Origin of the sequence: Bacillus cereus group sp. TH152-1LC (assembly GCF_027710505.1) — a bacterium.
Lineage (GTDB): Bacteria > Bacillota > Bacilli > Bacillales > Bacillaceae_G > Bacillus_A > Bacillus_A mobilis.
The window spans coordinates 61,613-79,690 of record NZ_JAQFNK010000004.1; the positions used below are offsets into that span (position 1 = coordinate 61,613).

Genomic DNA, 18,078 nt, shown 5'->3' on the forward strand with positions numbered 1-18,078 from the left:
CTTACAATACAAATCATTCTATCTATATCTTATGCGAACAAACCATAAGAGACAAACCTTTTTCAAATTAAAAAACGGCTGCCGTACAAAATGGTAAGACAACCGTTCTTCTTGCTACACTTAACTAAAAATCTCTTTCACTTTCCCAATAACTATATCCGTTCCAAACTTTGTTACTTCATAAGTAGCACTTGCTATTGCCATACCAATTCCTTCTACAACATTAAAACTCTTTAAGCTTTCTAATTGTTTTTGTTTTTCAGTAACGGAAAATGAACTTCCCAAAATTTCTGATTCTGCACCCGCACCCTCTGTTCCTGTCATATGGGCGATTTGTTCATACGACATTTGCTGATAACCTTTCATACTTTTCAAACCATGATTAGCAAGTGCCACCCCTGCTATTATCATGAGTAAACATATGGCCGCACTACATATACACAAAAGCGAAAAGCGGCTTACATGATTATCGTCTCTTCCCATCAATGTGTATATGCTCCTGTATTATCTTGGTCAATTTGATGATGCAAGGCTGCATTTAAACCACTCGCTATTACATTTGCCATATCCTCTATGAAAGCATCCACTTCTTTCGGAGTCACCATTAAATTATGTCCAAGAGGAGATAACACTTCATAAATTAATTTTCTCTTCTCTTCATCTTCCAGTGTACCTACAGCACCTAAAAACATATTCCGACTCTTTTCATCCGGCATATCTTCTTCTGTTAACTTTTTCTTTTCTCCAAATGTAAAGCCAGCTGGTAACAAAGATCGGGAAGGTTTGTTTCCTTCCTTCATCTCCCGTCCAAAATGTTTCAAAATAAAATCAATTGTATCGCTTGTAATCGAAACGGCATCTACCACAGTCGGGACACCAATCGCAATAACAGGAATACCCAATGTTTCTTTACTAAGTTCCTTACGCTTATTCCCAACACCCGATCCAGGATGAATTCCCGTATCAGAAATTTGTATCGTGCTATTTACTCGTTCAATAGAACGGGCAGCTAATGCATCAATTGCAATGACAAAGTCTGGCTTTGTCTTCTCAATGATTCCATAAATAACATCGCTCGTTTCAATCCCTGTAATTCCCATTACCCCCGGCCGAATTGCACTAACAGGTCTAAACCCTTCTTCTACACTTTCAGGCTGCAATTGAAACAAGTGTCTCGTTACCAATACATTTTCTACAACTATCGGTCCAAGCGCATCTGGCGTTACATTCCAATTCCCCAGACCCACAATTAAACAACTCGCTTCTTTCGTAACACCAACATCTTCTAAGAAATAAGAAAATTCTTTTGCAAAAATGCGCTCTACTTTTTGTTGCAGCTCTGTATCTTGTTGACGTATACCTTGTACTTCAAGTGTTAAATAATTACCAGGTTTTTTACCCATTGATTCAGAGGCAACTTCATCAATCGTTACTTTCGTAATGGTAATACCTTCTTCTTCCCTCTCTTTCACAATAACTCCTTGTATCCCATTTTGCTCTTCTTGGCGCTCTTGCAGCATTTGATGTGCCTCTACAGCAAGGTCAGTTCTAACGCTATATTTACTTAAATCTAATGGTTCTTTCATCGTATCTCCTCCGTAATTCATAGTAAATATCGTTAGATTTCCCAAAGTTATATAAGGTCATTCTTTCCTTTACGTGAAATTTCATTGATATGCTATTGCAATTCTCTTCACCGTTTGATAGAATATCACTTGTTCTATGTTAAGAATCGAGTCATTCGATTGCACCAGGGAGGTGAAAAGTATGGCAAACATCAAATCTGCTATCAAACGCGCTAAACTTAGCGAAGAGCGTCGTTCACATAACGCTTCTATCAAGTCTGACATGCGTTCTGCTGTTAAAACTGTAGAAGCTTTAGTTACTAATAACGATCTTGAAAATGCTAAAGAAGCTTTCAAAACTGCTTCTAAAAAACTTGACAAAGCAGCTCGTAAAGGTCTTATCCACCAAAACGCTGCAGCTCGTCAAAAATCTCGCTTAGCGAAACAAGTAAACGCGTAAGGCGTTTAAAAAACGATCCATTTGGATCGTTTTTTTATATACAAAAAAAGTTCACGCGCTAAGCACGTGAACTTTTTTGTATCATCACATATGATTTAACCGCATTAAGAAAAACTCAAGCACAAGTTTCTTATCCATTTTTCCAGTTTTCATACTATAATCAGCTTCCGCTAATTCTATAATCACTTTTTTTAATTCTTCAAAAGAGAAAAACTTCGTTTGATTCATCGCCAACTTTACACGATATGGATGCACACCAATATGAGACGCAATTTGATTTTGCCCATAACCACGCTGCTGTAACTCTTTCACTTGATGCAGTAAGCGGAATTGACTTACTAATAATGCAAGCAGTTTAATAGGTTCCTCTTGCTGCGTAAATAATCCATCCAAAATTTGCATCGCACCCGCGATATCTTTTTTTACCACTTTTTCTGTCAAAGCAAACACATTTTGTTCAACCGATTTTGGCACAAGCTCTGCAACAAGTCTCGGGCTAATCTCTCCACCCATGCCGACGTATAACGTTAACTTGTCCATTTCCTTCGCCAACATCGTTACATTACTTCCCACGAGCTCTAACAACAAACTAACAGCTGCATTATCAATATGCACATGCACTTCATCTGCACGCGCCACAATCCATTTCTGAACATCCTGCACTTGCATCGCATTCGCTTCTACTACGTCCGCTGTTTTCTTTAATAGTTTTGTAATTTTTTTTCGTTCATCAAGTTTTTCGTAAGGCGCAACAAAAACAAGAATAGAAAATGGAGAAGGCTCCCCAATATATTCCTCTAAAATTTTTATATTTTGCTCTAACTTTTCTTTTTGTGAAGTTAAAAATAGTGGTGATTTTATTAATAGCACTTTACGTTCTCCGAAAAAAGGAAGTGTACGTGCATCCTCAACCACATCTTCTAAATACGCTTCTTCTAAATCATATGTCACAACATTAAACTCGCGATCTTCCTCTTCAAGCGCTTCTGTTGTAATAAGCTTTATTGTTTCATTTATAAAAAACGCTTCCGTTCCATACACTAAATACAACGGAGCAAACTGCTTCTTTTTAATCTTTTTATGTATATCACTCATACTTTTTCCTACTCCCTAACTTGGCAATATATATTTATACTAATGCCCTAGCTTTCGTTTTACAAGTACAAAGGAACAGGCTGTATAACCCGTCCCTTTATTTATATTAAACGCCACGCAATAAGTCCCGGGTTTCTTATTGGTGTGCGGTAATCACCTTCCCTTTATTATTCACAATAAAAATTCGAGTATAAGTGCCAACTGTTAACATGCTTGGAAACAAAAAACTCACGTTCCTTCATGATCTAAAAGTAGTAGGAACGCTCGATTTCTCTTCATACTGGAAATTGTAGATTTTTTTCTGACAATATTTTATACTAAAGTGGAATGTTGGGGAGGGATTCTAAATGAATGATTTTGAACAAAATGTTCAAAGTAAACGCAATGACGCTATTGATTCAGGGGTAGGATTTATCGTCTCATTTGGTTTTTTCGCAACACTTTTCATCATTGCAACTGTTATTAAATTTATCGGTTCTTAAAGACTGCTGCTTACTGGCAGTCTTCTTTTTATCTATTATGTGTTTCATCATATGTGATTTTGCTACGAAAGGTTCCGTGTTCCGCTTTAAAAACATAGGAAATAGCGCCTTGCTTATCCGTACGCCATATTTCAATTTCCATCTTCTCAAAACGCTCTATAACTTCCTTATGAGGATGCCCATACCTATTACGCTCACCGGCAGAAACAATCGCTACATCAGGCTGTATAGCGCTCAAAAAAGACGCTATAGATGACGTATTACTCCCATGATGAGCCACCTTTAAAACATCCGCCCGTAAATCTGGATACGTAGCTATCAAAAACTTCTCTCCTTCTTCTTCTAAATCACCTGTAAACAGCCACGTTAACCCTCCTAATTTTGCCCATATTACAATGGAAGCGTTATTTTCACTTCTTGCTTTCCCTGTTGGAGCGAACACAAAAAATTCCGCATCATTTACATTCCAACTCTCTCCTTCCCCCACTTCGCTTATTTTCACTCCCTTTTCTAACGCCTGTTTCTTTAACACTTTTTCTAATACCGCATCTTGTTCCTTTCGGCCAAATACAACTTCTTTTATATTTATATTTGATAATAACTCTTGCGCAGCACCTATATGATCTGCATCTCCATGCGTTACGATTAATTTATCGATTGTTTTAATGCCTTCCTTTTGTAAATAAGGGATTAAAATATCATTTCCAACAGAAAATTCATGCTTTTTCCGTTGCCATTCTTCCTTATTTACACGAATTGTTCCACCCGTATCAATGAGGTAAATCTCTTTATCGTACGGAAGGCGAATTAATATTGCATCCCCCTGTCCAACATCAAGAAATGTCACACTCCCACTTTCTCGAAAATACGGATATACATAATGACATGTACAAACAAAAAGCAATATACCCGAAGCCATAAACATAATTCCCTTCGACATTCGCCTTTCCCAAACCATCAATATACTAACAATACTCGCGCAATATAGAGCTACAAGAAATATAGACGTTTGTCCGAAAACAAGGCAGATAAATGGTAAACTTTCACAATAAATTAGAAAATCATTAGAAAGATTCAAACCTATTGATAGTACATCCGCAAGTCCTTTTGCAAGAAATGGGACGATCGGTATACATACCAAAATAATAATACTACACGGCAATACAACGAGAGATAAAAACGGAACGTATAGGATATTAAGAAAAATACTATATGGAGAAAAATAACCGAAGTGATATAACAAAATCGGAGTACTAACGAGCTGTGAGATAAGAGAAATATAAATAGAATTTCGGATTACTCCATTACTACTCTCTAGTAAAATCGGAGCCGACAAAAGTAAAGCAAAACTACCAACGAAAGAAAACTGAAAGCCAATATTAAACACAAGATACGGATCAAATATAAGCATACATATAGCTGTTATGCTTAAAGCATCTAAGCTAGATAAACGAATAGAACATATGAAAGCAATCAACATCAAAACTCCCGTTATAGAAGCTCTTATAACAGACGGTGATGCTCCTGCTAATATCATATATAGAGGAATACAAAAGATAAGACATACTGTCGCTACCTCCCTCGTCACACCACTTCTTAGAAAAATAAAATACACGATCGCCATTAACAATACGATATGCGACCCTGAAATCGCCAACAAATGTACAAGACCAAAGTGTTGATATTGCTCTTCAACTTCAAATGTCATTTGTTGTCTATCACCAAATACTAATGCATTTATAAAAGCACCTGATTGCTCTGGAAATATTTCTGTAACTCCCGAGATCGCTTGTTGTCTCCAAAGAAGAATCCATTGCACGAGTGACAACGATGTTTTATGGCATTCAGAAATATATGTAGCCTTCAATATGAAATGAATATTTTGCTTATACAAATAATCACGATAATTAAAACCATGAAAATTCCGAGCTATTGGTGGTTCTTTCCTCTCACCTTCGAATACACATGATACTCCTGCATGTAATTGTCGCAGTTGTTTCTTTTCCGAGGCTGATTTAATTTTGTAGTTTAACTGCACTATATTTTTATTCTGATCTTCAACTTGAAATGATAGGCGATCCCCATTAACAAGAGGTGTATTGTGTATCACCCCTCTTGTAGCTTCGTAGGACTCTCCTAGAGGCTTGTTTTGCTCTTGAACATACGTAGTGTACATAGCGCCACTAAAACACGCTATCATACAATAAAGGAAGGTTTTATGCGAAGTACGATATAAATAAAAGAAAACATAGAGAACGAGACAACAAGTCAGCAATAAAACTGAAGTGGAAAAGGCAATTGCAATCCCTATGATAAATGAGATTGCAACATAGCCCCATTGTCCATGCAACTTATACTCACTCCTTATAGCATCATTTTTGCTTTCGTGAATACATGCTGTAATTCTTCCATTGATAAGTTCTCTTTTTCTAAAGATGCAAATAGTTCTTTTAACTCCATATGACGCTTTTGATCCTCTAATGCCGCAATATCATATTCTAGCGGAACGTGTTTTACCTTTACATTCGCTTTTTCAAATAACTCTACTGCATATGGATGATTTTTATAATCCTGTGCATAATAAACTGCCGTAATCCCACTTTGAATAATTGCCTTACAACATTGCAAACAAGGGAAATGTGTAACATAAATTTCCGCTTCCTCCGTTTTCACACCAAACTTTGCACATTGTAATAAAGCATTCATTTCGGCGTGAATTGTACGAACACAATGATTATCAATAACGTAGCATCCATCATCTATACAATGCACACCACCTTTAATCGAACCATTATATCCACCAGCAATAATTCGTTTATCACGAACGATTGTCGCTCCTACTGCAAGCCTTGTACATGTACTACGTAAAGATAGCAAGTGGCTTTGCGTCATAAAATATTGATCCCATGAAATTCGTTCCATCTTTTTCACCTACTTTTTTGTCTACTTGTAGTGTAGCGAATGAGGAAAAACTTCGTCAATCTTTTACGGAATAATAATTTGATCTTTTATTTTTTCCAATGACTTCACACCGATCCCATCAATCTCTAACAAATCTTCTATTTTCTGAAACGGACCATGTTCCTCTCGATATTTCAAAATACTTTCTGCTTTCCGAGAACCAATGCCTGTAATTTTTTCAAGTTGCTCTTTAGAAGCTGCATTTATTTGAACTTTTCCCTCCCCCTTTGAAACAGCAGCTGCTTCTTGCACTTGTTCGTTTTTATTCGGTACATAAAGGATCATTTGATCTTGTACCATTTGTGCTAAATTTACCTTCATCCTATCTGCCTCGGGCAAAAAACCGCCTGCCTTTTCAATGGCATCCTTGACCCGATCCCCTTCTTTCATTTCATACACCCCTTCTTTAACAACAGCCCCTTTCATGTCAATTACAATTATTTTTTTCTGCTCTTTTGTATCCGATATTTTCGGTTTACTTTTTTTCTCTATCTCTTTCGATTGCACATCCGTTGCAATGACTGACCGCTCTGTATGCTGGTTCGTTTTCCAAAAAAGAAGAAAAAGTACAGTTCCAATAATAGCTACTAACCCTAACCATTTCTTCGGAAAATCCCACATCATTTTTCACCTCTAATCATAAAGTTATAACATCATTCATATTGTTTAGGAGAAAGCTGTTACGAAGGAGGGATGAAACATTGAACATAGGAATTATAGGGACAGGAAACATGGGGAATATACTAATCGACGCATTTTTAGAAACCCGTGCTGTCAAACCTTCGTGCCTTACAATCATTAATCGAACGCCCGCCAAAGCATATCATATAAAGGAAAAATACCCTTCTGTTCATATAGCCAAAACTATCGATAAGGTAATCGAACGATCACATCTTATTTTTATTTGCGTAAAGCCGATAGATATATACCCGATCCTACAAAAATACGCTGAACATTTTTCTGATGAAAAGTGCTTAGTTTCTATCACAAGTCCAATATCTCCATCACAATTAGAGACACTTGTACCTTGCCACGTTGCACGTATTATTCCGAGCATTACAAACCGTGCCCTGTCTGGCGCATCACTATTTACATTTGGAAGTAAATGCTCTGAAGAGTGGCAACAGAAACTATTTCGCCTATTCAAAAACATTTCTACTCCCCTTGTAATAAAAGAAGATATAACACGCGTTTCATCTGATATAGCAAGCTGCGGTCCTGCATTCTTTAGTTATTTATTACAATGTTTCATTAACGCTGCTGTAGATAAAACAAATATTACACATGAAGAAGCCACTACTTTAGTAAGTGAAATGGTCGTTGGAATGGGGAAACTACTTGAAAAAGGGATTTTCACATTGCCTACTTTACAAGAAAAAGTATGTGTTAAAGGCGGCGTTACAGGAGAAGGCATTCGTGTTTTAGAAGAACATGTTGGGGATATGTTTCATAAATTAATTGAGCGGACACACGAGAAATTCGATGAAGATTTAAAATGCGTTGATCAGCAATTCAATAAACACACATAATAAATACGTCATCGTCATTCCAAATCCTTTTTATAAATGCTTACTTTTTTTCATTACAATTTCACTTAAACTAGCATTTTCACAATTCACGTATAACACCTTCTTATTATGCTAGAACGAAAAGTACCTCTTCTTTACAAAACAAAAGCAACCTTCTCGGTTGCTTTTGTTTTATCCGTTTTTCTTCGCCATGAAGAAAATACGCTCTGTTTGTTCTGTAACTTCAAGTCGCTCAAAGTCACCAGTCACTCGAAGCACTGTAAAACCAGCTTCTTCAAGCCATTTCGTTAACTCTTCAACCGGATATGCACGTTGCACGTGACATTCGTCAAAACGATGGTACACATCTTCTTCCGGGTCTTGAACAAAGAATGTTAAATCATGTTCTACACTATTTGATTCTTCACCAGGGAAGCAATTCCAAATAAGAGATATTTCTTCTCCATTTACTGTGTATGTTTCATTTTGAAATACATGATGTATTTTATATAAAGAATGTACATCAAATAAAAACAAACCATCTTGACGTAAATGGTGAAACACTCTTCGAAATGTTTCTTGTACTCCATCTTCTTGCAATACATAATTTAATGAATCACAAAAGATCGTTACACAGTCAAACTCACCTGGAACATCAAGCTCTCGCATATCTTGTTGGTAAAAAGGAATAAAATGTCCTTCTCCACCTAGTTTTTGCTGAGCGACCGTTAACATTTCTTCTGAAAGATCGACACCGATTAAATCGTAACCCTTTTGTACAAGCGGAAGTGTTACATTACCAGTACCGCATGCTACATCAAGAATCTTCGCCTCTTTCATATCCGCTTGTTGTAAACTTTCCTCTGTGAATTCCACCCATTTATCATAAGGAACATCATTCATTAGTTCGTCGTACAACAATGCAAATTGTTCGTATTTCATTGGTCTAGCTCGTCTGTAATATCTTCACGCGGCACATCGCCCCAAAGACGCTCTAAATTATAATGATTACGCTCATCTTTATGGAATACATGAGCAACTACATCTCCAAGGTCAACTAATACCCAACGTGCTTCGTCAAAACCTTCCATACGTTGTACGTCGATTTGGAACTCATGTGCTTTTGATTTAATTTCACGTGCAATTGCTTGCACTTGCTTGTCTGAGTTACCGTGACAAATAATGAAATAATCTGCAATTGGTGAAATACCTTGCATATTTAGGACAACCATATCTTCTGCTCTCTTATCATCAGCTGCTTTTGCTGCTAATACTAATAAATCTTTATCTTTCATTTACTCATTTCCTCCTTGATAACTGCGTTGTATGTTTGGAATGTTAATGGATAAATCGTTTGATTTTTTTCCATTAAAAATTGAATTGTTCGCTTTAACGCAAATAATAAAGCTTGATTTATATCCGTATATGCGAGTTTACGAGCTTCTTCCACCCCTGGAAACTTTCGCCCAGGCTCAATGTAATCAGCTACATAAATTACTTTATCTAACATCGTCATGTTCTCATGACCACTTGTATGATATGTAATAGCTTGCAGGATTTCGGGATCCGTAATGCCTACTTCTTTTTCTACTAAGTATGCCCCAACAGGTGCATGCCATAACTCTTTGTTATAACAAAGTAAATCTTTCGGCAAAGCTTCACTTTTAATAATCTCTTCCATCTCAGAAATCGCTCTACACTTCGCATAATCGTGGAATATAGCTGCAACTTCAGCCTTTTTTTCATCCACACCGTATAACTTAGCAAGTTCAATTGCTGTCTCCATTACACCAATTGTGTGTATATAACGTTTTTCATGCATTTGTTGTTTGACAATATGAAGTGCCTTCTCACGATTCATACAACCCATTCCTCTCGATATACACCTGTACTTTTTCAGGAAGTAAATATTTACACGTTCTCTTCTCTTTATATCTCTCACGCAATAAAGATGAAGAAACCGCAAACTCCGGAATTTCCACAGTGTTGATAGGATAAGGTGTACGCAATGTATAACCAGGTCTTGTAACCCCAACAAACGTTACAAGATCTAGTAACGCTTCAATGTTATACCACTTCGGCAAATACTCAACCATATCTCCACCAATAATAAAGTGAAACTGCACATCCGGATACTTCTTCGTCAATTGTAACATAGTGTCATACGTATAAGATGGGCCCTTCCTGATTAGCTCTTCTAAACAAATAGAAAAATGTTCCTCTGCCTCAGTCGCAAGCTCTAACATTTGTAAACGATTTTCTACACTTGTAATGTTCCGCCCTTGTTTATGCGGTGGAATTTGGTTCGGTAAGAACCATACTTCTTCTAAATTTAAAGCGTGATATACTTCATTCGCAATTAGCAAATGCCCATAATGTGGCGGATCAAATGTACCGCCAATGATGCCAATTTTCCTCAAAAGAAACGCCCCTTCCTTTTACGTACAGCAACTCTCTTCATTCATATCCGAAGAGAGTTCACTGTTAATAAAAGTTCAATTGGTTTCGCTCTCTACATCATTACACACTAGCGATAAAAATAGCATATGCTTGTCTTTTTATCGAGGAAGCTTAATTTGCTTATTTTCTCTAGATTCTTTGTATAAAACGATTGTACTTCCAATTACTTGAACGATTTCAGCACGTGCGCCTTTTGCAAGTTCTTCTGCAACTTCACGACGATCGAATTCACAGTTTTGTAGCACACTTACTTTAAATAATTCACGAACTTCTAAAGTATCTGCGATTTGTTTAATCATATTTTCATTTACTCCGCCTTTTCCTACTTGAAAAATTGGTGTTAAATGATGTGCTTGTGCACGTAAAAATCTTTTTTGTTTTCCTGTTAACATGTATGTTAGCCTCCAAGCTTTCTTATAACTAATTGTTTCATTCTATCGATATTCGGTACACGCCCTGTCCACATTTCAAATGCAAGCGCTCCTTGGTAAACAAACATATCAATACCATTTTGAACCACTGCGCCTTGCTCTTTTGCCTCACATAAAATTTTCGTTTCAAATGGATTATAAATGATATCTGATACAATCGTTCCTTTTTTTAACGAAAAAATTTGTAATGGCGTATGTTCAACGCGTGGATGCATACCTATTGTTGTCGTCTGAATGATAATATCATAATCCCCTTGTTCTTCTGTTGCTTTTTCTAGTGATAAAGCAACAGAATGAACAGTAGCCGTACACGCAGCAATAAGTTCTTTCGCCTTATCTACTGTACGATTAGCTACATCAATCTCTTTCACACCTACATCAGCAAGAGAAAAATAAATAGCTCGACTAGCACCACCTGCGCCAAGCAATAAAATACGTTTCTCTTGAAGCGGTTCACCACTAATTGACTGCAGCGCTCGGACAAAACCAATTCCATCTGTATTGTAGCCAATCAATTTCCCATCCTTATGAACCACTGTATTTACTGCACCAATTTGTTTTGCTAGCGGGTCAATCTCATCCAAATAATCCATAATAGCAACTTTGTGCGGAGTTGTTACATTAAATCCTGAAATACCTAATGCTTTTAAACCTCTTACTGCTTCCCCTAGCACTTCCTCTTTAACAAGAAATGCATGATAATGGGCATCCATATTCAAGTGTTCAAATGCATCGTTATGCATAACGGGTGATAATGAATGTCCAATTGGATTTCCAATTACACCATATAATTGTTTCATAAATCCCTCTCCATATTAAATTAAAGATTTACGCAATGAAACACTTACTCCTTTTGGTACGTGTGCAACAATTTTTGCTCCCGATTCGTTTACCGTAACCCATCCTAATCCAGAGAATACAACATCCGTTTTTGGTTCACGAATATTAAATTCGTATTTCACTAAATCTGGCATATTTTCTAATTCTTCTGGTGTTGGCGGGCTTAGTAAATCCCCAGCATGATTTTTATACAATTCATCTGCTTTCTCAAGCTTTGTACGATGGATTGTTAAACGATTCGAGAAGTGACAAGTAAATGCACGACGACCACCACTTACATAATCAAAACGTGCCAATCCACTAAAGAATAATGTTTGTTCTTCATTTAATTGGAACACCATTGGCTTAATTTCTTTTGTTGGTGTAATAAGCTTTAAGCTTTCTTTTCCAACATAATGAGCCATTTGATGGTGGTTAATAATACCTGGCGTATCATATAAAGAAGATTCTTCGTCTAACGGAATATCAATTAAATCAAGTGTTGTTCCTGGGAAATGAGATGTTGTAATTACATTTTCAGTCTCATCACTAAATTCTTTAATCATACGATTAATAAATGTTGATTTCCCTACATTCGTACATCCAACAACGTAAACATCTTTTCCGCCGCGGTAATACTCAATAGCATCTGCCAGCTCAGCAATCCCTTGTCCCTTTGCTGCACTAATTAAAAAGACATCTTCCGGCTTTAATCCTAGCTGCTTTGCACTATAGCGCATCCAATGCTTTACTTTATCATGTTTTACTGACTTAGGTATTAAATCAGCTTTATTTCCAACAAGTAATACTTTATTATTTCCCACGAAACGATGTAAGCCAGGTAACCAGCTACCATTAAAATCAAAAATATCTACAATCTTAACTACTAATGCATCTGAATTTCCAATTCCGTTTAGAATACGTAGGAAGTCATCATCTGTTAATGATACATCTTGAATTTCATTGTAATGCTTCAAGCGAAAACAGCGTTGACAAATTACTTGTTCTTTCTCTAAAGATGAGGCAGGAGCATATCCTACTTCATTTTTATCTTCTGTTTGAATTTCTACACCGCAACCAATACATTTAATTGTTTCAGTCAAACTTTATTCCTCCCAGTTAATTAAACCTTTTTTCTTCATATTTCTCATAATTCTTCGTTCAATTTTTCGATTAAAGCGCGTTACTAATCCGTCCGTTTGTGCTACCGGTACAACTAAAATCGTATGAAGTCCCACTCGGTTTCCACCTAAAACATCCGTTAGTAACTGATCTCCAATTACTACAACTTCATCTGGTTGCAGGTGCATCTCTTGTATCGCACGCTTAAACGCGCGAACAAATGGTTTACGCGCACTATGAATAAATGGAATGCCTAATGGATCAGCAAAGTCTTTCACACGTTGCTCATTATTATTTGAAACGACCGTTACTTGAATGCCTTGCTCTTTCATTTTCAAAAACCATTCTTCAAGTTGCGGCGTTGCATTTGGACGATCCCACTCAATTAACGTGTTATCTAAATCAGTAATGACACCTTTAATTCCACGTTTTTTCAAATCTTCTGGTTGAACATGATATACATTTTTCACATATTCATTTGGTAAAAATAGCTTCAATTTCTTTCACCTCTTTGAGGAGTTTTCATAAAAATTTTTCGACAACATATTTCGATATATGACCTGTGGATAAAATTGTACACATTTTCCACATTAATTTTCCAGTCAATTTGGAATTTACTAACAATCTATACACATTTTATCCACCTAGGTATGTGGATAACCACTCGTTTGTGACTGTCATATTTTTTTGGTACATTAAATGCAACAACGAATCAATCCTTAAATTATTAGGAGGTGACTCACCTTGAAAACAAAACATATGGAACAGTTATCTACTGAGTTACTCACTGAGTCTTATTATAAAGCAAAAGAACTAAAATTAAATCCCGACTTCATTTTACTTATAAAACAAGAAATGATTAGACGCTCATTAGAGGACAAGCTTGTCAAATCGTCTTGATTACATATAAAGTTAAATTTTAACTAGCTAACTTGTAAAAAGAGCCATCCTGCGATGGCTCTCGAATAAACAAGTACTCCCATCTAGGGAATTTCATCATTAAGCATCTTTGTCCATAAAATGTTTTTTTTACTTATGAGCCAATCGAGTAGCAATTTTTTCACCAAGACGAAGCTCTTGTCCACTCTTCAATTCCTGCACTACTTTTATCATATCTTTTTCAAACAATAACACAACTGTTGAACCAAATGTAAAGTATGCCATTTCTTCACCTTTTTGAACAGTGTCTCTTTCATGCAACAACTCAATACTATTAACAAACATAGCTCCTACTTTTACAAGCGCCATATGTTCACCATCACTATTTACTTCTGTAACAGAGCGATAATTTTTTGACAATGGTTCTTTCCCGTATTCCATACCAGCTGCATTTACCGGATATGATTTTCTACCGAGTACAAATCTTTCAGTCACGGAACCAGAAAGCGGACTATGAATACGATGATAATGACTTGGGCTTAAATAAATAACCATGTATGTACCACCTGCATATCGCTGTGCACGTTCTTCATTACCTAGCATATCCACGATTGAATAACGCTTTCCTTTAATATCAAATGTTTTTGTGTCCTCAATAGGACCGTGATCAGCAAAAACACCATCAACAGGACTAACGATACTCGATGCATCTGTATCAATACTACGCTTTCCTTCTTTTAGCTTACGCGTAAATAGTTCATGCAACGTTCTATATTCCTTCAAACCCTTTTCCATCTCATCTTGATTAATTTGAAAAACTTTCGCATACGATGGAATAATGATAGAGCTCAAACGAGATTGTGCAAATTTACGTAATATATAAGAAGTAAAACGACCATTTGTAAGTTCGATCATAAGTCGATATAATGTACGTCGCAAATTGCGAAACCTCCTAATCAGTCTATAACTTTAGCTTCCCCTTCTTTTCCTTCTATATCATATGTAAAATTGGTTCTTATTCCCACATATCATATAGAACCGCCATATTATACATGCGGAAAACTAAGTATGGTATTATTCTTAAATTGTTTAGCACCCTCTAATATTACAGATAGAACCCGTCATTTTCAACAGTGAACATAGATTTCTTCTGAACACAACTCTTTTTCTTTCCTTATTTTCCAAAAGAAAAGCAGCCCATTTTAAAACAAGGCTGCTTGTAATGTACATTATTCTTTCGCTTTTTTCTCTTTCTCAGCTCTTACAAATTCATGGAACATTTTCATTAAAGCGCGCTTTTCAATTCTTGATACGTAGCTTCTGGAAATACCAAGTGCCTTCGCAATCTCTCGTTGCGTTTTCTCCTTATCAAGCCCCAGTCCAAAACGCTTCACAATTACTTCTTTCTCTCGTTCGTCTAAAATATCGATATATTCTTTAATCTTTTCTAACTCCATACTAAGCTGAATCATATCAATTACATCTTCAGACTCTGATTTTAATATATCAATAAGCGATATTTCATTCCCCTCTTTATCTTGCCCGATTGGATCATGAAGTGAAACGTCTTTTTTCGTTTTTTTCAGTACACGTAAATGCATCAAAATTTCATTTTCAATACAGCGCGCTGCATACGTCGCAAGTTTTGTTCCTTTTCCTGCCGAATAGCTCTCGATTGCTTTAATGAGCCCAATTGTACCAATTGAAATTAAATCTTCTGCATCTTCCCCTGTGTTTTCAAATTTTTTAACGATATGAGCTACAAGCCGTAAATTATGTTCAATTAACAGATTTCTCGCTTGAGCATCACCTTGCTCCATTAACTCTAAGTACTTTCTCTCATCATCTGACGATAATGGCTGCGGAAACGCATTATTCTTCACATAAGAAACAAAGACAAACACTTCTCGAACCATATATCCAATTGCGGCGAATAGACTCAAACCTTTCACCTCCGCCAAAATAGTGGTCTTTACTATGTGTATGTGGGCGTGAGGTTGTTTGTGTCTGTACGATATCATTCCAACATCTTTTTAAGCATAATTCTTGTCTCACAAAGCTTTGCTACATATACTTAAACAACAGATAGGAGGGTAAAATGTGAAACATTTTATTGCCTTCTTGTACATAAGTAGCTTGTAAGAGATGAACTCCTTGTACGCTCTTGCAAGCTGCTTGTACTACAAGGAGGGATTACAAATATGAAATTTGAAAGAACACGTGCTTATACAAGACACCAACGTCAACGTACAATGCGCCGAAAGATGAATATCGTAAAACATGCCTGGGGATATACCCCTGAAGTTGCCGGTATTTTTGCAAAAGGAAAAGTCCACTGTTCTTGTGGAATGTGTACAACAAAGTGGCGAACAGACGGACCCCCCGCTAGTGTACAGAAGTGGTTATACAAAATTGATACATACGAAAAATAATCGTTCTTTCTAAAAAAGGTCTTCCCGCGAAGACCTTTTTCCCTATTTAAAAGCTTATTTTCTCCCCCGTGTTGGCATCAATATAACGCAGTTCTCGACTACAATCTAAGGATTCTTTATAATTTTCATCCGTTGTTTGTTTATACAGTAGTTCGTAGCTTGTTTCCTCTACATCATTTTCTAAAAACCATTCTAAATGAACTCGCATGGCCCCTCTGTATATTTCTAACGCTTTTTCCTTTGTTACTTTTGGTGTTGTTTCATATGTAAGCAATTCTTTTATAAGGTTGCTAGATTCTCCTGAATAATGCATCACAGCACCATTCTCTGTATTAATATTGATCATAATATATTTTCCCTCTACTTGAATGTCATTTACATACATTGAAAGGGAGAATCTCTCAATTCCATCTTCTGCTTCTCCACGTTCCTCCCAAAGACGCAGATATTGTGTGATATCTGGAATAACTCGTTCTAAAAATTGAAGTACTTTTTGTAAACATTCCTCTCTAGACAGTATTCGCTTTATTTCTTTATCATCTGTCAGTTTTATAAAACCAGTTAATTCATTGGTTAATTTATCAATTGTAACGCTAACTAGATTATTATATTTCAACATCGGTAAATGCTTTTTAAAGAATTCATTCATTAAATATGGATTTTTTTCTTCTTTCTGTTTCTGTAATTCCTCTTTCGGAACAAATTTCATCCTTATTTCATTATCATCTTCCGTCTCAGCTACTTTTGTAAAACTTTCTTTATCCCAGTCAAGCAAATCGAATATATCATCTTGCTGGCTACCTTTTTCCATTATTTCAACAGCTACAGTTGGAGGCAATTTATAGTGATCTGGTCCAAATAAATCTTTACCTGTACTTGCTTTAATAAACGCATGGCTAGGTTCTGGTTCATATACAAGGTGGTACCCTGTTACTTCTTCTCCATTTTCATACTCACATGAAGAGTGTGTTAAATCCACAAATACAAGTCTCATATCTTGTCTAGCTTTCAAATTTTCTAAGACGACGTTCTCCTCAACAATTTCACTTGGCCATACCGTTTTTTCATCGATAGCTTTTTGTCCATTATAACGAAAATGTACAACATTACCTGAAGGATGGACTTGCACGACACACCCTGTATTCGGCAATGGATAGCCACTCACTTCTTGCATATAATTTACTTCTTTCCAACCGCGCCTGTCGTCCTTAACCGTTACATATGTATAAAACTCATATCCTTCTTTTGTATATTTTTTTAAGAATGCATTTGCAATCTCTCTCGCTTTATTCCCCTCTATCGACTCCTTACCGTTCGAAAAAGAATTTTCATCATCTATACTAAATTCAATTAAATTACCAGTATGTCTATTCAGCGTAATTTGTATCGTTCTCTCCTCATCCTCTTTATGCTCCCACCATAATAGATGATATGGGTCATCCACACCTTCTTGATCATCTACAACAAGCCTATAATCATCTGGAATGTCAATCATATGAGCCACTTGCTCTTTTCTATTTTTATCTTTTTGATTCATCATACCTCTCCCTTTATTACAATTTAAGGTAATTATAACAAGTAAAAAAGACTAGAGATATCTCTAGTCTTCTACTTCGTCTCACGATGTAACGTTACTCGTTTTAATCGTGGACAATATTTTTTTAGTTCGATGCGCTCTGGATTGTTTCGCTTATTTTTTTTAGAAATATAATTACGATCACCGCACTCCGTACAAGCTAGTGTAATATTTACACGCATATGTCATTCTCCTTTCTTTCAAAGATCGCAAACTAAAACGTAATGATTACGATTTATACATTATATAACTTTATTCCATTTGTCAATTATAAAAAAAGACAAAAAT

At 36.2% G+C, this 18,078-nt stretch carries 23 protein-coding genes; 5 read left to right on the forward strand and 18 right to left on the reverse strand.

Annotated features, from left to right (window positions below; translation table 11 throughout):
- Positions 1 to 120: 120 nt before the first annotated feature.
- Both PDL00_RS12415 and gpr read right to left on the reverse strand, forming a co-directional pair.
- A complete protein-coding gene (locus tag PDL00_RS12415; protein WP_140384214.1) occupies positions 121 to 483 on the reverse strand; it encodes a YqxA family protein in 363 nt (120 codons plus the stop codon).
- A complete protein-coding gene (gene gpr / locus PDL00_RS12420; RefSeq protein WP_061677289.1) occupies positions 483 to 1,586 on the reverse strand; it encodes a GPR endopeptidase in 1,104 nt (367 codons plus the stop codon). The genes PDL00_RS12415 and gpr overlap by 1 nt, the downstream gene beginning before the upstream one ends.
- Positions 1,587 to 1,767: 181 nt before the next feature.
- Between gpr and rpsT the strand changes: the two genes are divergently transcribed.
- Positions 1,768 to 2,025, forward strand: a complete 258-nt coding sequence (gene rpsT / locus PDL00_RS12425) for a 30S ribosomal protein S20 (RefSeq protein ID WP_001274014.1) — start codon at positions 1,768 to 1,770, stop codon at positions 2,023 to 2,025.
- 84 nt (positions 2,026 to 2,109) lie between these two features.
- On the opposite strand, the gene holA is transcribed toward rpsT, so the two are convergent.
- The gene (gene holA, locus PDL00_RS12430; RefSeq protein WP_242255868.1) at positions 2,110 to 3,120 is read right to left on the reverse strand and encodes a DNA polymerase III subunit delta; all 1,011 of its coding nucleotides are present in this window, start codon (positions 3,118 to 3,120) and stop codon (positions 2,110 to 2,112) included.
- 347 nt (positions 3,121 to 3,467) lie between these two features.
- Between holA and PDL00_RS12435 the strand changes: the two genes are divergently transcribed.
- Positions 3,468 to 3,602: a YqzM family protein gene (locus PDL00_RS12435; RefSeq protein WP_000997609.1), complete on the forward strand. Its 135-nt coding sequence runs from the start codon at positions 3,468 to 3,470 to the stop codon at positions 3,600 to 3,602.
- 28 nt (positions 3,603 to 3,630) lie between these two features.
- Here PDL00_RS12435 and PDL00_RS12440 read toward each other — a convergent pair whose 3' ends face one another.
- The 3 genes from PDL00_RS12440 to PDL00_RS12450 form a co-directional block, all read right to left on the reverse strand.
- Entirely contained in the window at positions 3,631 to 5,952 is a 2,322-nt protein-coding gene (locus PDL00_RS12440; protein WP_270729290.1) for a DNA internalization-related competence protein ComEC/Rec2, read from the reverse strand.
- A gap of 14 nt (positions 5,953 to 5,966) precedes the next feature.
- Complete coding sequence (locus PDL00_RS12445; RefSeq protein WP_000439781.1) at positions 5,967 to 6,524, reverse strand: ComE operon protein 2; 558 nt, start codon at positions 6,522 to 6,524, stop codon at positions 5,967 to 5,969.
- A gap of 63 nt (positions 6,525 to 6,587) precedes the next feature.
- On the reverse strand, positions 6,588 to 7,187 hold the full coding sequence (locus tag PDL00_RS12450; RefSeq protein WP_242257294.1) for a helix-hairpin-helix domain-containing protein: 600 nt from the start codon (positions 7,185 to 7,187) through the stop codon (positions 6,588 to 6,590).
- A gap of 77 nt (positions 7,188 to 7,264) precedes the next feature.
- On the opposite strand from PDL00_RS12450, the gene comER reads away from it, so the two are divergent.
- Positions 7,265 to 8,092 carry a late competence protein ComER gene (gene comER, locus PDL00_RS12455; protein ID WP_242257295.1) on the forward strand — a complete coding sequence of 276 codons (828 nt, stop codon included), beginning with the start codon at positions 7,265 to 7,267 and terminating at the stop codon, positions 8,090 to 8,092.
- A 171-nt stretch (positions 8,093 to 8,263) separates the two neighbouring features.
- Here comER and PDL00_RS12460 read toward each other — a convergent pair whose 3' ends face one another.
- The 8 genes from PDL00_RS12460 to PDL00_RS12495 form a co-directional block, all read right to left on the reverse strand.
- Positions 8,264 to 9,013: a class I SAM-dependent DNA methyltransferase gene (locus PDL00_RS12460; protein ID WP_000873065.1), complete on the reverse strand. Its 750-nt coding sequence runs from the start codon at positions 9,011 to 9,013 to the stop codon at positions 8,264 to 8,266.
- Positions 9,010 to 9,366 carry a ribosome silencing factor gene (rsfS, locus tag PDL00_RS12465; protein ID WP_000653203.1) on the reverse strand — a complete coding sequence of 119 codons (357 nt, stop codon included), beginning with the start codon at positions 9,364 to 9,366 and terminating at the stop codon, positions 9,010 to 9,012. The genes PDL00_RS12460 and rsfS overlap by 4 nt, the downstream gene beginning before the upstream one ends.
- A complete protein-coding gene (yqeK, locus tag PDL00_RS12470; protein WP_242257296.1) occupies positions 9,363 to 9,932 on the reverse strand; it encodes a bis(5'-nucleosyl)-tetraphosphatase (symmetrical) YqeK in 570 nt (189 codons plus the stop codon). The genes rsfS and yqeK overlap by 4 nt, the downstream gene beginning before the upstream one ends.
- Positions 9,922 to 10,491: a nicotinate-nucleotide adenylyltransferase gene (gene nadD / locus PDL00_RS12475; protein ID WP_242257297.1), complete on the reverse strand. Its 570-nt coding sequence runs from the start codon at positions 10,489 to 10,491 to the stop codon at positions 9,922 to 9,924. Before nadD ends, yqeK begins: the two co-directional genes overlap by 11 nt.
- Positions 10,492 to 10,629: 138 nt before the next feature.
- Positions 10,630 to 10,923 (reverse strand): ribosome assembly RNA-binding protein YhbY, encoded by a 294-nt coding sequence (yhbY, locus tag PDL00_RS12480; RefSeq protein WP_046957575.1) that lies wholly within the window; start codon positions 10,921 to 10,923, stop codon positions 10,630 to 10,632.
- Positions 10,924 to 10,928: 5 nt separating this feature from the next.
- A complete protein-coding gene (gene aroE / locus PDL00_RS12485; RefSeq protein ID WP_242257298.1) occupies positions 10,929 to 11,762 on the reverse strand; it encodes a shikimate dehydrogenase in 834 nt (277 codons plus the stop codon).
- Between the two features lie 15 nt (positions 11,763 to 11,777).
- A complete protein-coding gene (gene yqeH, locus PDL00_RS12490; RefSeq protein ID WP_242257299.1) occupies positions 11,778 to 12,884 on the reverse strand; it encodes a ribosome biogenesis GTPase YqeH in 1,107 nt (368 codons plus the stop codon).
- A 3-nt stretch (positions 12,885 to 12,887) separates the two neighbouring features.
- Positions 12,888 to 13,400, reverse strand: a complete 513-nt coding sequence (locus PDL00_RS12495; RefSeq protein WP_000765308.1) for a YqeG family HAD IIIA-type phosphatase — start codon at positions 13,398 to 13,400, stop codon at positions 12,888 to 12,890.
- A 247-nt stretch (positions 13,401 to 13,647) separates the two neighbouring features.
- On the opposite strand from PDL00_RS12495, the gene PDL00_RS12500 reads away from it, so the two are divergent.
- On the forward strand, positions 13,648 to 13,803 hold the full coding sequence (locus tag PDL00_RS12500) for a sporulation histidine kinase inhibitor Sda (protein ID WP_000850097.1): 156 nt from the start codon (positions 13,648 to 13,650) through the stop codon (positions 13,801 to 13,803).
- 129 nt (positions 13,804 to 13,932) lie between these two features.
- On the opposite strand, the gene PDL00_RS12505 is transcribed toward PDL00_RS12500, so the two are convergent.
- Both PDL00_RS12505 and sigK read right to left on the reverse strand, forming a co-directional pair.
- Positions 13,933 to 14,721 carry a phosphatidylserine decarboxylase gene (locus tag PDL00_RS12505; RefSeq protein ID WP_270729296.1) on the reverse strand — a complete coding sequence of 263 codons (789 nt, stop codon included), beginning with the start codon at positions 14,719 to 14,721 and terminating at the stop codon, positions 13,933 to 13,935.
- A 290-nt stretch (positions 14,722 to 15,011) separates the two neighbouring features.
- Entirely contained in the window at positions 15,012 to 15,725 is a 714-nt protein-coding gene (gene sigK, locus PDL00_RS12510; RefSeq protein WP_000051382.1) for an RNA polymerase sporulation sigma factor SigK, read from the reverse strand.
- A gap of 258 nt (positions 15,726 to 15,983) precedes the next feature.
- Between sigK and PDL00_RS12515 the strand changes: the two genes are divergently transcribed.
- Entirely contained in the window at positions 15,984 to 16,214 is a 231-nt protein-coding gene (locus PDL00_RS12515; RefSeq protein ID WP_270729298.1) for a hypothetical protein, read from the forward strand.
- A gap of 46 nt (positions 16,215 to 16,260) precedes the next feature.
- Here PDL00_RS12515 and PDL00_RS12520 read toward each other — a convergent pair whose 3' ends face one another.
- Complete coding sequence (locus PDL00_RS12520; protein ID WP_270729300.1) at positions 16,261 to 17,751, reverse strand: YcdB/YcdC domain-containing protein; 1,491 nt, start codon at positions 17,749 to 17,751, stop codon at positions 16,261 to 16,263.
- 71 nt (positions 17,752 to 17,822) lie between these two features.
- Positions 17,823 to 17,972, reverse strand: a complete 150-nt coding sequence (gene rpmG, locus PDL00_RS12525; protein WP_001265617.1) for a 50S ribosomal protein L33 — start codon at positions 17,970 to 17,972, stop codon at positions 17,823 to 17,825.
- Positions 17,973 to 18,078: the final 106 nt, after the last annotated feature.